General features: G+C 47.1%; 10 protein-coding genes. 5 read left to right on the top strand and 5 right to left on the bottom strand.

Annotated features, from left to right (window positions below; translation table 11 throughout):
* Positions 1 to 133 precede the first annotated feature (133 nt).
* On the top strand, positions 134 to 1,372 hold the full coding sequence (locus tag ACZ42L_RS07180) for an anaerobic sulfatase-maturation protein (protein WP_464702141.1): 1,239 nt from the start codon (positions 134 to 136) through the stop codon (positions 1,370 to 1,372).
* A gap of 150 nt (positions 1,373 to 1,522) precedes the next feature.
* Here ACZ42L_RS07180 and ACZ42L_RS07175 read toward each other — a convergent pair whose 3' ends face one another.
* On the bottom strand, positions 1,523 to 2,359 hold the full coding sequence (locus ACZ42L_RS07175) for a bifunctional metallophosphatase/5'-nucleotidase (RefSeq protein WP_464715678.1): 837 nt from the start codon (positions 2,357 to 2,359) through the stop codon (positions 1,523 to 1,525).
* 39 nt (positions 2,360 to 2,398) lie between these two features.
* Positions 2,399 to 3,163: a 5'-nucleotidase C-terminal domain-containing protein gene (locus ACZ42L_RS07170; RefSeq protein WP_464715677.1), complete on the bottom strand. Its 765-nt coding sequence runs from the start codon at positions 3,161 to 3,163 to the stop codon at positions 2,399 to 2,401.
* Between the two features lie 148 nt (positions 3,164 to 3,311).
* Between ACZ42L_RS07170 and ACZ42L_RS07165 the strand changes: the two genes are divergently transcribed.
* The 4 genes from ACZ42L_RS07165 (at position 3,312) to rplS (ending at position 10,543) form a co-directional block, all read left to right on the top strand.
* Positions 3,312 to 4,565, top strand: a complete 1,254-nt coding sequence (locus tag ACZ42L_RS07165; RefSeq protein ID WP_464715676.1) for an ATP-binding protein — start codon at positions 3,312 to 3,314, stop codon at positions 4,563 to 4,565.
* Between the two features lie 812 nt (positions 4,566 to 5,377).
* Positions 5,378 to 8,425, top strand: a complete 3,048-nt coding sequence (locus ACZ42L_RS07160) for a SusC/RagA family TonB-linked outer membrane protein (protein WP_464697741.1) — start codon at positions 5,378 to 5,380, stop codon at positions 8,423 to 8,425.
* A 12-nt stretch (positions 8,426 to 8,437) separates the two neighbouring features.
* Positions 8,438 to 9,988, top strand: coding sequence for a RagB/SusD family nutrient uptake outer membrane protein (locus tag ACZ42L_RS07155; protein WP_464715675.1), 1,551 nt, complete (start codon positions 8,438 to 8,440; stop codon positions 9,986 to 9,988).
* A 189-nt stretch (positions 9,989 to 10,177) separates the two neighbouring features.
* The gene (gene rplS, locus ACZ42L_RS07150; protein WP_464697737.1) at positions 10,178 to 10,543 is read left to right on the top strand and encodes a 50S ribosomal protein L19; all 366 of its coding nucleotides are present in this window, start codon (positions 10,178 to 10,180) and stop codon (positions 10,541 to 10,543) included.
* Between the two features lie 115 nt (positions 10,544 to 10,658).
* Here rplS and ACZ42L_RS07145 read toward each other — a convergent pair whose 3' ends face one another.
* From ACZ42L_RS07145 to ACZ42L_RS07135, 3 genes are all read right to left on the bottom strand, one after another.
* On the bottom strand, positions 10,659 to 10,937 hold the full coding sequence (locus ACZ42L_RS07145; RefSeq protein ID WP_464715674.1) for a hypothetical protein: 279 nt from the start codon (positions 10,935 to 10,937) through the stop codon (positions 10,659 to 10,661).
* Positions 10,938 to 11,145: 208 nt separating this feature from the next.
* Positions 11,146 to 11,475: a heavy-metal-associated domain-containing protein gene (locus ACZ42L_RS07140; protein WP_464715673.1), complete on the bottom strand. Its 330-nt coding sequence runs from the start codon at positions 11,473 to 11,475 to the stop codon at positions 11,146 to 11,148.
* A 61-nt stretch (positions 11,476 to 11,536) separates the two neighbouring features.
* Positions 11,537 to 13,576, bottom strand: a complete 2,040-nt coding sequence (locus tag ACZ42L_RS07135; RefSeq protein WP_464697731.1) for a TonB-dependent receptor plug domain-containing protein — start codon at positions 13,574 to 13,576, stop codon at positions 11,537 to 11,539.
* Between the last annotated feature and the right edge of the window lie 53 nt (positions 13,577 to 13,629).

Raw genomic sequence — 13,629 nt, 5'->3', positions numbered from 1 at the left:
TGCCTTTTTTCGTTGGTGCGGATAAAACCATACGTGATTCATGGGGAGTAGAGACGCGTAGGGAAAAACAGTACGCTAAAAACCTTTAAAAAGTGTGTAAAGAGGAAACTTATGTTTATTTTTGCACTTACCTATGACAACAATATCACCTTTTTCAAAACCTTTATACGTGATGCTCAAACCTGTCGGGTCGCATTGTAACCTGGCGTGTGAGTATTGTTATTACCTTGAAAAGTCGAAACTATATCCCGATTACTCCAAACAACTGATGACCGACGAGATGTTGGAGAAGTTTACACAGGAGTTTATCGGTGCTCAGACCATGAACGAAGTGCTGTTCCAGTGGCATGGCGGAGAACCGCTGATGAGGCCGTTGTCGTTTTACAAACGGGCATTGGAGTTGCAGAAGAAGTATGCCGGGGGCCGACAGATAGACAATGTGTTGCAGACCAACGGCACGCTGTTGACCGATGAGTGGTGCAAATTCCTGCACGACAACAACTTTCTTGTCGGGGTTTCGATAGACGGGCCGCAGGAGTTCCACGACGAATTCCGCAAGTCGCGCTCGCGGAAGCCATCGTGGGCGCAGGTGATGAAAGGCATTAAGCTGCTCAACAAGTGGGATGTGCAGTGGAATGCAATGGCTGTCGTCAACGAATTCAATGCTGATTATCCGCTCGAATTCTATCGCTTTTTCAAGGAGATAGGGGCGCATTACATCCAGTTTGCACCCATCGTGGAGCGCATCGTGAAATATCCCGCACCCGAAAATGCGAATGAGCCGGAGGCGGCCAAGCGCCATCTGGCCCATATGCTCGATACAAATGCCCCGTTAGCCGACTTCTCTGTGTCTCCCAGGCAGTGGGGACGCTTTCTCTGTACGCTGTTCGACGAGTGGGTAAAGCAGGACGTGGGCAAGTATTTCATTCAGATTTTTGATGCGACATTGGCCAACTGGGTGGGCGAGATTCCCGGTGTGTGCACGATGGCACAGCGTTGCGGGCATGCAGCCTGTATGGAGTTCAATGGCGATGTGTACTCCTGCGACCATTTCGTATTTCCGGAATTCAAGCTGGGGAATATTCGTGAGCACTCACTGGTAGAGATGCTTTATGGTGAGCGTCAGCAGCGTTTCGGCGACATCAAGCAACAGTTGCCGCGTCGCTGCATGGAGTGTGAGTGGAAGTTTGCCTGCAATGGGGAGTGTCCGAAGAACCGATTTGTGAAGATTGCGGCCGGCGAACCGGGATTGAACTACCTGTGTGAGGGGTATAAGATGTTCTTCAGCCATGTTGCTCCTTATATGGATTTCATGAAAAAGGAGTACGAGAACGGGCGTCCGCCAGCCAATGTGATGAACTTCAGACCGTAGGGAGGGAAGTTTTAAGTTTATAAGTTATTAAGTTTATGAGTTCATAACTTGTTTGCTGTCTACTTGTCAACTCGCAGGGCGAATTGCATTAGCTCCTACAACTCATAAACTTAATAACTTATAAACTTAAAAATCCCAAACTCCAACACCCTATTTCTTCTTTAAATCCAGCGTTATTTTCCCGACGAAGATGGCATTCTTACCATTCTGGTCTACTGGCACGCGCTTGCCGTCGAGGTCGTTGACATAACGCAGTGTGCGGAAATAAGTGTGCGAATGCCCACCCAACACCAGGTCGATACCGCGTGTCTGGGCTATCAGTGTCTGGTCGCACATGCCTTCCTCACTCCATCCCAAGTGGGATATGAGTATCACTACGTCGCATTTCTCCTGTTCGCGGAGCAGTTTCGTCATGCGGTTGGTCACCTCTATGGGGTCGAGATATTTCACGCCGGCAAAGTTCTTGGCAGACACCAGTCCCGCCATTTCGGGGTCGATGGCAAAGAGTCCTATCTTGACTCCCTGTCTGCGCAGTGTCACGTAAGGCTTGGTGAGTCCTTCGACCGGTGTTCCTGTGAAGTCGTAGTTGGAGCAGATGATGGGGAAGTTGGCCTTCTTGAAGAGGCGTGCCATATTCTCCAGCCCGAAATCGAACTCATGGTTGCCGACAGTCGAGGCATCATAGTGCATGCGATTCATGAGTCCTATCTCCACATCGCCCTTGAAAAGCGTGTAGTAAGACGAGCCTTGCGAGAAGTCGCCACTGTCTATGAGCAGCAATTTGGGGTCTTTCTTACGTTCTTGCTCAATCATGGTGAGCCGGCGTAGGAATCCACCTCGGCCGGCTTGCATGGTGTCGGCCAGGTTTTCGCCGAGTGGTTCGATACAGCTATGTGTATCGTTGGTGTGGAGTATGGTGAGTTGTTTCTGTGCACCGACAGCCAGTGTCGACAGGCAGAGTGCGATGCTGATGATGTATCTTTTCATTGTTGTGTGGGATTAAAAAAGACTGCAAGGACGGTCTGCCTACTTCAAGACGACGATGCGTCCTTCTATATTACTATCTATTACTTTGCCTGCTGCCTGCATCTCCTTGAAATAATTCATGATGATGAAGCGTGTGTCGTTCTCCTTACCCTGCGGAGAGAGCAGGTCTGTACCGCGCTTGAAGGCCGTCATGTTGCCGTTGCCCTGCACCAGATAGTCGATGGTGGCAATGCGGTATTGCGCCTTGAGGTCGATAGGCTTTCCGTTGAGGGTGACGCTGACGAGCTTATGATCCTTGATTTTCATAGCCACGCCCTTGCTGATGCCCTCGCCGCCGACGTGGGCGATGTTGGAGAAAAGTTCCATGAGAGCTTCGCCCGACAAGGTAATGAAGCATATCTTGTTTTCAAACGGTGCTACGCCCACGACGTCGCCCACGGTGACGTTGCCCTTAGGCAATCCTGCTCGGATACCCCCCATGTTGTAGAGACCGATGACGGGGCGCTCGTTGAACGCCTTACCACCCCAAACCATGATGTCGGCCAGAAGATTGGACAATGTGCTTTCAGGCCTGCGGGCAGACATGTTCTTGGCCAGTCGGCCGACTACAGGCCCCATGATGCTGTCTACTTGCTGTCTGTAGGGATGTAAGAATGCGGCAGCCTCCGTGTCTTGCGGTTGGTCGTATCGCTTGTCTACGACGATACGCGTGCGCTGAATGTCTGTCAGTTGATAGTGGGAGTGGCAAGATGCCATCATCATGCCGGCCAGTGCCACGCCCAGTCCTGTATATTTATGCTTCATAGAGTGTAACTATTATATGATGCAAAGGTAGTAAATATTGGTGAGTTATTTGTCATTATAATATGATAAGTTCTTTTGGATATATGGCAAAATAAAACTATCTTTGCCGTATAAATCTGTGTCATGACACATAAATATATGCAAAACCATGGTGTTTGAACGAAAACATTATTTAAATCTGTTACAGGATGCTGATGGAAACGGTATGATTAAGGTCATTACCGGCATTCGGCGTTGTGGTAAGTCTTTCCTTCTTTTCAAGCTTTTCCGAAAGAGACTCATTGAAAGAGGAGTTCATGAAGACCATATTATTCAGGTTAATCTGGAAGATCGCAGAAATAAAAAGTTGCGTGATCCCGATGCACTTCTTGAGCATATTGACAGTTTGATGATAGATGCAGACAAATATTATATCATGTTGGACGAGGTACAGTTGGTCAATGAATTTGAGGATGTTCTGAACTCATACCTTGGTGTACCTAATGCGGAAGTGTATGTTACTGGCTCGAATGCAAAATTTCTCTCCAAGGATATTGTTACGGAATTCCGTGGGCGTGGGTGGGAGATTCAAATCCATCCACTTAGTTTTGCAGAATACTATGAGGTTGTTGGTGGTGAAAAGGCCGAAGCTATGGAGCTCTACAATAAATATGGCGGTCTACCGGCAGTGGCTGGGCTGGAAAAACCTGAAAACAAGGAAAACTATCTCCGTGAGATTTTTGAAACAGTATATCTTAGAGATGTGTTGGATAGAAATCATCTGAAGAATGCAGCTGGCTTGCGGGAATTGGTTCGTATCCTTGCTTCCATAATGGGGTCAAGTACGAATGTAAGAAGAATTACAAACACCTTTAAGACAGCTGTAGGTATAGATATTACTCCTGCTACGATTTCCAAGTATATCGAGTGTTTGCAAGATGCGTTCATCATAAGTGAAGCATTGCGTTATGATGTTAAGGGCAGGAAATATATCGGAACAGAGACCAAATATTATTTCGAAGATATAGGAATTAGAAATGCTGTTGTGGGTTTTCGCCAATTAGAACCAACTCATGCAATGGAAAATGTTGTATATAATGATTTGCGACGCAACGGATTTTCGGTTGATGTAGGACTGGTTGAAAGTTTCAGGCGTGATGGTGAAGGTAAACTCCAAAGAAGAAATCTTGAAATAGACTTTATAGTAAACCGGCACGATGAGCGTCTGTATATCCAGTCTGCTTACGCATTACCCTCGAAAGAGAAAGTGGAACAGGAACAGGCTTCTCTTTTGCAAATATCAGATGGATTCCGTAAAATTATCATTGCTGGCAATCGTTACAGTTCTGGTTATAATGAGAATGGTATCTTGGTAGTTAGTCTCTACGATTTTCTTTTGGAGAAGATAGATTTATGGAAGTAAATCAATCTTCTGTTTTTTCGTGAGTTTTAAGTCGTAGAGAAGGAGAGACAGGCGTGCTGGCTGTCTGAGAACTTCCGCCATAGAGAAGATAAAAATATATAAGGAATAGGGGGATTCTCCCAAGAATAGGAGGCAGGGAGAATATTACTCGTTTCGACTCACAATGAGTTCATTGGCACGATGGCGCGACTTACTACGGCGAAGTAGAGATACATCCCGGCGAATCTGCTGCCATCGACGCCTTGACCATCGACACACCACAGCAGAAGCAGGGCATCTGCAACCTGCAAGGTATAAGTCTGAGGCGGCGGTCTGTCTCCCTCGATTTACTGCAAGGGCTTGGCAGCGATGCTGCAAGGCCCAGACAGTACTTCTGCAAAGCCCGAACAGCAATGCTGCAAAGGTTTTGCAGTTTTTTAGTTGACGAGTAGACGGGATGCGAGTTGGCAAGCAGGCTAGGTACAAGCAGACGAGTTGAAAGGGCAAGTAATGTGCTTTAAAAATGGTGGATAGACTAAAATGCGGGGTTTTTGTTTGATTTTTCCGCATTATTTTGAATCACATTCATAAAAAAATGTTATATTTGCAACAGATATAACTATTTGTGCTGCTGGGCAGAAAGACCGAATAATCAATGATGAGAAACCTATTTAATACCTCGGTCTTGTCTTGCTATAAAGTTTGATGGCGTGTAGACCGTGACTGATATACTCGTTGTTGCTTTGTAGGCAGATACATATAGTAGATTCTGTGGACGTAATTAACAGGTAGGAATAATCCTATACTTATATATTTAATAAAACTGTATTAACATGAAAAAGACAAAAAGATCCAAGATCGGCCTGTTTGGAGGCATCGCACTTGCTATCGGAGTCTCGGCAACACCTGCTCATGTCTACGCTGTCACGGACGTTTCGCCGGCAGCCAGTGTACAACAACAGAACTCACAGCGAGTGGTTGGTGTGGTGAAAGACCACAAGGGTGAGCCGATTATCGGGGCTGTCGTCACCACTTCGGGACGGAAGACCGGGGCTGTGACGGATGTAGATGGCCGATTTACCATTAACGTGGCAACCGGAAGTGAACTCCAGGTTTCGTGTGTGGGCTTCAAACCTACTGTGGTTCGCGTAAAGGGAGACACCAACCAATATAATATTGTGATGGAAGAGGACAATAAAGCCCTCGAAGAAGTCGTAGTAGTGGGCTATGGAACTCAGAAGAAAGTAAACCTGACGGGTTCTGTGGCTTCTATCAGTTCGGATAAGTTGGCCAACCGTGTGGGCAGTGACGTCACCAATATGCTGACCGGTCTGATGCCTGGCGTGACGGTTATCCAGAACAGCAGCATGCCCGGTTCAGATCAGGGAATCATGCGTGTGCGCGGATTGGGTACGATGGGCGATGCCAGTGCTATGGTGATTGTCGACGGAGTAGAGAGCAGCATGAGCAGTGTCAACCCTAATGACATAGAGAGCATTTCGGTATTGAAAGATGCTGCGGCTTCGGCTATCTACGGTGTGCGTGCTGCCAACGGCGTGGTGCTTATCACGACGAAGCGCGGTAGCAAAGGGCGTACGGAGGTAAGTTACGACGGTTACGTGGGATGGCAGGAAGCTACGCGCATGCCGAAGTATCTGGACTCTTACAACTATGCCACACTCATGAACGAGGCGTATGCCAACGACGGCACGCCTATGCCTTTCTCGGAAGACGACCTGAAGAAGTTCAGAGATGGAAGCTCGCCCGATACGCACCCCAACTCTAACTGGCTGGATGCCTTGCTGTCGAGAAGCGGACTCTTCCACAATCACCACGTGAGCATCAAGGGTGGTGGCGACAAGCTGACCTACTCGCTGGCACTCAACTATTATGACAAGCAGGGACTCATAGAGAAGACCGACTTCAAGAAATTCAACGTGAGAACAAATATCGACGCACAAATCAACAAGCGTGTGAAGTTGACCACCGACCTTGCCATGTATCGCAGTCATTCTACCCAACCGGCTGATGGCGTGGACAATCTGATGCACTATGCGTTCAGAGAGACGCCTACGACGCCTATCCAACTGAGCAACGGCAACTACACTCTGTTCAAGAACGAACACAACTCTGTGGCTTATTCAAGAATCGGCGGTACTGACGAGGCTTTCAATACCAACTTCCAGGGAAGTCTGGGATTGCAGGTAGACATCATCGACGGACTGAAGCTGAGAGGATTGGCTGCTTCTACCGTGAGCCTGTACGACAATCCCGTACACACTAATTCGATGAGCTTCTACAGAGCGGGTAGCGATACGCCTGTTAAAGTGACACAGAGCCGACAGGCAGAAAGCGACACCAAGGCATACGAAATCAACCTGCAAGCTTACCTGGATTATCATAAGTCGTTCGGTAAGCACGACTTCGGTGCACTCTTGGGTTACTCACAGCTCTATCAGCAGACACGCTGGTTGGGCGCTTCGCGTAAGAATATCTCTAACTTGCTCAACCAGTTGGATGCCGGAGAAGTGACCGGACAAACTACCAACGGAACTGAGGTAGAATATGCACTGCGCTCGGTATTCGGCAGATTGACTTATGCTTATGACAACCGATATCTGTTTGAAGCCAATCTGAGAGACGACGGAACATCGCGCTTCCCAAAGAACAAGCGTTTCGGTGTGTTCCCCTCATTCTCGGTAGGATGGCGTATCTCTGAAGAGAAGTTCTTCAAGGCCGACTGGGTGGACAACCTGAAGTTGCGCCTGTCGTGGGGACTTCTGGGTAATCAGGAGACCATCGACGTGAATGGAAACGTGAACAACTATCCTTTCCAGAATACCTATGTATATGGTTACGACTACAGTTTCAACAACAAACTCTATACAGGTATCTCTATTGCAAGCCCGATGGCTAACAACAACATCACTTGGGAAAAGACCGAACAGTGGAACGTAGGTTTCGATGCTACGCTGTTTAAGAATAAATTGACATTCGCTGCCGACTTCTTCCGCAAGGAGACACGCGACATCCTCTTGCAACTTCCCATTCCATATATCACTGGTGTGGGCGCTCCGATGCAGAATGCCGGAACGGTACTCAATACGGGTTTCGAGTTGCAGTTGGGGCATAACAACCGCATCGGCGACTGGAACTACTCGCTGAATGCCAATTTCAGCTACGTACACAACGAAATAACCGACCTCAAGGGTGGTGACACTCCGGGACAGTCGGTGGGTGATCCGCTGTGGTCTTACTATGGCTATGAAAGCGAGGGTATCTTCCGTAGTGCCGAAGAGATTGCGAAGCATCCCACACAGGCTATGGGTACACCTGTTCCCGGCGATTTGAAGTATCGCGACCTGAACGATGACAAGAGCGTAGACAGTCGCGACCGTCGCGTACTTGGTTCGTTCTTCCCCAAGATTGGTTTTGGTCTCAACTTCGCTGTACAGTATCGTAACTTCGACTTGAACGCCGTATTCCAGGGTTCGGCAGCTGTGAAGGGACTTCCGGTGAGTGAAATCCGCTATGCTTTCTATAATGGTGGAAAGGTGACCGATAAGTATCTGGACCGTTGGAGCAAAGACAATCCCAATGGCTCGATGCCACGCTTGTCGATGAAAGACTCGAAGAACCGCGTTACTTCCAGCTTCTGGGTACAGAATGCAGCCTATCTCAAGATGCGCAACTTGCAGTTGGGATACAGCTGTCCGAAGTCGCTTATCTCTAAATTCGGTATCAGCCGTCTGCGTGTTTACTGTAGTATCGACAATCTCTTTACCATATCGGGCTTCGACAGCGTAGATCCGGAAATGGTATCGGGTAACTACTATCCGCTGACACGCAATTATTCATTCGGTCTCAATATCAACTTCTAATTTTTGAACAGTATGAAAATCAAACAATATATTCCACTGTTGGCCGCAGGCTTGCTGCTGTTTGCATCGTGCAACGACAGTTTTTTAGAGCGTAATCCTAAAGACCGCCAGTCCGACGTGTCGTTTTGGAAAGACGGCAACGATGCCCAATTCTATGTCAATGGTATCTATCTTTACCTGGTACAGCCGGAGAACCATACCATCATGACCGACTGCTATACCGATAATGCCGTTCCGGTGCATGTGGGAGCAGAGCAGGGAGCACTCTCTTCGGGTACGGCAACGTCGAGCAACCCCCACTTCCTTCAGCTTTGGAACGATGCTTATCAAGGCATCCGTCGCTGTCTGGTGTTCTATGAGAAGATTGGCGAGGTGAAGATGAATGAAAAGGAGAAGGCTCAGCTGACTGGCGAAGTACAGTTCCTGGAGGCTTTCTTCTATTCTACCTTGTTGAAGTATATGGGTGGCGTGCCTGTCCTAGATCATCCTTTGGCTCTCAATGAGGCTATGCCTGCACGGAAGACTGCTGAAGAGACCTATAATTATATCGTAGGACTTCTCGATAAGGCTGCTCCTAATCTGCCCATGAAGCGTGCCGACGTAGACCACGGTAAGCCCAGTGCAGGTGCTTGCTATGCGTTGAAATCGCGTCTGGCATTCTATGCTCACAAGTATGATATGGCAGAAGAAGCTGCTGCCAAGGTGATGGCTTCAAAGCAGTTCAAGCTTTACGATAACTATGGTGAACTCTTCTTGCCGGTGGCTGAGACCTGTGATGAAATCATCTTCGACCGCGAGTATATCGAAGAGCCTAAGAATTCGAAGGAAGGTAGTAAGATAGGTTTGTTCTTTGCCCCCATTATCATGGGTGGTTGGGAAGCCCTTTCGCCCACACAGGATATGGTAGATGCCTATCCTTGTACGGATGGAAAGTCTATCAAGGAGTCTTCTCTGTATAATCCTGCAAAGCCGTTTGAGAACCGCGATCCGCGCTTGGCATTCTCTATCCTCTGGAAGGGGGCTGAAATCGCAGGAAAGCCGTACGACATTGATAACTTGGGCGATGGTAACCATACCCGCACAGGATATTGTATGCGCAAATATATGAACCCGGAGAATGATGGTATCAACAACTACGACTGGACCAACTTCATCTATATTCGTTACGCCGAAGTGCTGCTGACGTTTGCCGAAGCTCGTAATGAGCGTCTCGGCGCGCCCGACCAGCAGGTGTATGATGCAGTGAATGCGGTGCGTCTGCGTCCGAGTGTCAACCTTCCGGCTCTTCCGGCAGGACTCAGCAAGGACCAGATGCGCGATGCTATCCGACTCGAACGTCGTTTGGAATTGGCTTTCGAGGGTATGCACCTCTTCGATACACGCAGTTATAAGACAACCGAGCGCGAGGTTACAAAGCCTGTGATGGGAGTCGACAACAGCGGAAAGCCATTCACGGTAGAGACTCGTAAATTCAATCCGAGCCGTGATTATTTATGGGCTATACCTCTGAAAGAGATTGATTTGGCTAAGGGTGTGTTGAAGCAGAACCCCAACTGGGATTAATCTTGGTTGGTTAGCCGTGGTCGAAAAACTACGGTTGGTCGTGCCAAAGAAGTCAAGAATTATGTAACAACATTTGGCATATCATAAAAAAAGCTGTAACTTTGCACCGATTTTCGGCGTAACCGCTGGTGGCAGAAGAGTTGTCGCGCACGTTGCGTTGGAGCAACAAACATTTTTTAATACAACAAAATGGATTTAATAAAAGTTGCTGAGGAAGCATTTGCAACCGGTAAGCAGTTCCCCGCATTCAAGGCTGGTGATACAATCACTGTAGCTTACAGAATTATCGAGGGTACAAAGGAGCGTATTCAGCTCTATCGTGGTGTAGTAATCAAGATTTCTGGCCACGGAGACAAGAAGCGTTTCACTGTTCGTAAGATGTCAGGTACCGTAGGTGTAGAGCGTATCTTCCCTATCGAGTCTCCTGCTATTGACAGCATCGAAGTGAACAAACGTGGTAAAGTACGTCGTGCTAAATTGTACTATCTGCGTGGACTTACCGGTAAGAAGGCTCGTATCAAGGAGAAGAGAACTCCTGTTGTTACAGCGCAATAATTCATTCAATCCGATAAGGAGCGTAAAAAAAGAGGTTCAGCCCAATCTGGTGCTGAACCTCTTTTTGTTGTTAGGGAAATAAAGCCGATGAGTCTTGCAGCACTGATGGGCCTGATTACTTTTGGCGTTCACTTTCTTCTCCGTCCTTAAATGTCGTGCGTAGGGTGTCCCAATCGTCGAATCCCGCCAGCAGTGCGAGCCGATTGAGCATTTCTGGAGACGGCTTCTCTATCCCTTTGACGTATTTCCACAGTTTACGGAGTGATGCCGACTTCAGATGTACTTGATGTCTGGAGAAGTATCTTGATAGTTTCTCAAAGTCAATCTGCATGCTCTCTCTTGCATGTAGTTTGGTTTGCACTTCTTTCCAAATAATCTTAATGTCTTTTCTCATATCTTATAAGAAAAACAGAAATCCTATTGCGTGTTTGTTTTATCGTATGCAAATTTAGACAAAAAACTTGATGTGTGAGCGTGCGTAGATAAAAAACAAAATATTTTTCTTCCTCTTGTGTGTCTGATGATGGTATTCGTTGGTGTATAAAAATCAGGTTGCCCTCGACATAGAGGGCAACCTGATTTGTTTTATAGTGGGGAGAGCATTACATGTTAGGGCATACTTCTCCTTTGTGCTTCATCACCTTTTCGCCTTCTTTAAGCTGGCGAGCAGTATATCCGAACTTCTCAAACCCTTTCCGTATCTTTTCGGCGTTGGTCTTTTCGGCATCGTATGTCACGATGACTGTTTGTGCGTCGACGTTAGTCTTGATGTCTTTCACACCTTTTTCGAAACGCAGATTGCTCTTTATCTTGTTTTCACAATTCTCACAGTGCATCTGTGGCATAGTTGTGAAAACAACGGTCTTGATGTCTTTTGCCATTGCCATAACTGATATAATCAGCATGAGCATCATAATGATTGATTTCTTCATAATTGTTATTGTATTGTGAATGTGTTATTATTTTCTGTTAAGTGTCTAGTGTCTGTTTGCCTTATAGTTTGCCGATGTTGATTCGCAGTCCTACATACCCCATTGCCCCCTCTACAGGACCATAGACTGTAGTCGTGTCGAAGTTTTTACTCCAAGGGTTTCTTCCATCTATGACAGCATTCTTCTGCTTGCGGTTGGTAAGGTTTTCGCCACCGGCATAGATGGAGAAATGGCGGAACCAGCGCGTCACTTGCAGATTGAGCATCTCGTATGCACTGAAGTTACGTTGCCATGACAGTGAGCCATCGGTCATAGTATAAGGCGTTGGCATGCGCCCTCCGCCGTTGAGCTGTAGTGTGGCGTCAAACTGCCACAAGCCCAGTGGTGTCTTGAATGATGCTGTGAACAGCCCTTTGTAGCGACTTTGTAGTGGTTTCTCTCTACGTGTTTCTCCGTATGTCTCCTTTACATTGTTGTATCTGTAGGCTGCTGTAAGAGTCAGAGTTCTTAGAATAGGATACGAAGCATCAATCTGGAATACATGCGAATAGCTCATGCTGCCGAAACTGCCAATGTGTATACCGTGAGGATTGCTGTCCATGTCTACCACCGTTTGGTTGCTGAATCTGGTATAGAAATATTCCATGTTCACTTTGAGATACTTGTTTCTTATCGGGAAGTTCCATGCCGAGCTTATACCGTAGTTCCATGCTTCTTCCATCTGTGATTTGTCGAAGCTGAAAATTCGGCTGCTTGCCAGCAGATAGTTGTGTTCGGCTAGGGGATGGACGGCACGATACCCTTTGCCTACGGAGGCTCTCAAGCCCACAAGGTCGTTTATCTGCCACTTCAGATGGAATCGTGGTGTAGCGAAAGTGCCATATAGATTGCTGTGGTCTATGCGTAGTCCAGCCATTGTGGTGAGTTTTGCGCCGAGGTTATAGGTATATTGGGCATAAGCTCCTGCCACGTTTTCCTTCTCGTTCCATCGGGGCAGACTCGCATTACGCACATTGTCGAGATTGTATCGCTGCCCAAAATAGTCGTGATTGAAGTTTAGTCCTACCGAGATATTATGGTTTTGGTTGAAGTTGTGTTCCAGTATCAATGCCGAGTAGAGATTTTTCTCGTTCACATAGTACCGTTTGTAGCCATACAGTGCATTCTGTTGTTGCATGCTCGTATTTAGTATGAGTGCTAGGTTTGTGCCATGTTCCGAGTCAAGGATAAGTGCATGCTTCATGTAGCCTTCGTAGCGGTTGGCCTCTATGTTGCCTCGCCATACATCGTTATACTCGTTTGTGGCGACCATCTTCATGGCAGGACCAAAGGTGCGGTCTTCCTTTAGCAGACTCAGTCCACCATGAAAAATATATCTGCCTGCCTTTGCCATCCACCTGTTCTGCAAGTTGTATTGTCGGTTGTTTGGTGAATCCTGCCATCCGTCATTGTTCTTGTCATGGTGTCCCCAGTTATTTTCAAAGTGGGTCAGTATCTCGGTAGATACGTTTTTGCCCAGATGGACGTTGGCGTCGGCATTGACTTCTATTTTTGCCATCGTGTTGCCGTATAGGTTGAGACTCACCCCATCATCATCTTCAGGCTTCAGATACTCTATGTTTATCTGCCCTGTTATCGACTCGTATCCATTTTTCACAGAAGCAGTGCCCTTACTTACCGCTATACTTTTCAACCAGGCTCCTGGCACATAGCCCAAAGAGTAGGGTATAGCGACACCACGGAAATTGGGAATGTTCTCTGTGAGCATCTGAACATATATGCCCGACAGTCCCAAAAGCTTAATTTGTCTTGCACCGGTAGCTGCATCAGAGTAGTTCACATCTACGGATGGATTTGTCGTGAAACTTTCTCCTAAATTACAGCATGCAGCTTTGAATAGTTCATTACGGTCGATAATAGAGCCCATCTGTGCTCCTTTCATTCTCGATATACCTTCTTTTCGTCTCACGATAGCCACCTCTTGCAGTGCTTGTTCGCCGAAAGGTTCATCACTTACGGTATCACTCTCGGCTTCCTGAGCCGACACGTGTAAGGAGAGCATCATAGCGATGCCCATAAAAATATATAGTTTTATGTTCATGTATATACCAATTAATTGTTACTTGTGTTATCTGATAAATCAAAATGACAGAC

The sequence above is a fragment of the Prevotella mikamonis genome (assembly GCF_055381405.1).
This window is presented reverse-complemented; position numbering and strand designations above follow the sequence as displayed.

Bases quoted from the DNA above. Each gene is read 5' to 3' on its own strand.
- ACZ42L_RS07155 (WP_464715675.1), top strand. From the start codon at position 8,438: ATGAAAATCAAACAATATATTCCACTGTTGGCCGCAGGCTTGCTGCTG.
- ACZ42L_RS07135 (WP_464697731.1), bottom strand. From the start codon at position 13,576: ATGAACATAAAACTATATATTTTTATGGGCATCGCTATGATGCTCTCC.
- ACZ42L_RS07175 (WP_464715678.1), bottom strand. From the start codon at position 2,359: ATGAAAAGATACATCATCAGCATCGCACTCTGCCTGTCGACACTGGCT.
- ACZ42L_RS07180 (WP_464702141.1), top strand. From the start codon at position 134: ATGACAACAATATCACCTTTTTCAAAACCTTTATACGTGATGCTCAAA.
- ACZ42L_RS07170 (WP_464715677.1), bottom strand. From the start codon at position 3,163: ATGAAGCATAAATATACAGGACTGGGCGTGGCACTGGCCGGCATGATG.
- ACZ42L_RS07140 (WP_464715673.1), bottom strand. From the start codon at position 11,475: ATGAAGAAATCAATCATTATGATGCTCATGCTGATTATATCAGTTATG.
- ACZ42L_RS07165 (WP_464715676.1), top strand. From the start codon at position 3,312: ATGGTGTTTGAACGAAAACATTATTTAAATCTGTTACAGGATGCTGAT.
- ACZ42L_RS07145 (WP_464715674.1), bottom strand. From the start codon at position 10,937: ATGAGAAAAGACATTAAGATTATTTGGAAAGAAGTGCAAACCAAACTA.
- ACZ42L_RS07160 (WP_464697741.1), top strand. From the start codon at position 5,378: ATGAAAAAGACAAAAAGATCCAAGATCGGCCTGTTTGGAGGCATCGCA.
- rplS (WP_464697737.1), top strand. From the start codon at position 10,178: ATGGATTTAATAAAAGTTGCTGAGGAAGCATTTGCAACCGGTAAGCAG.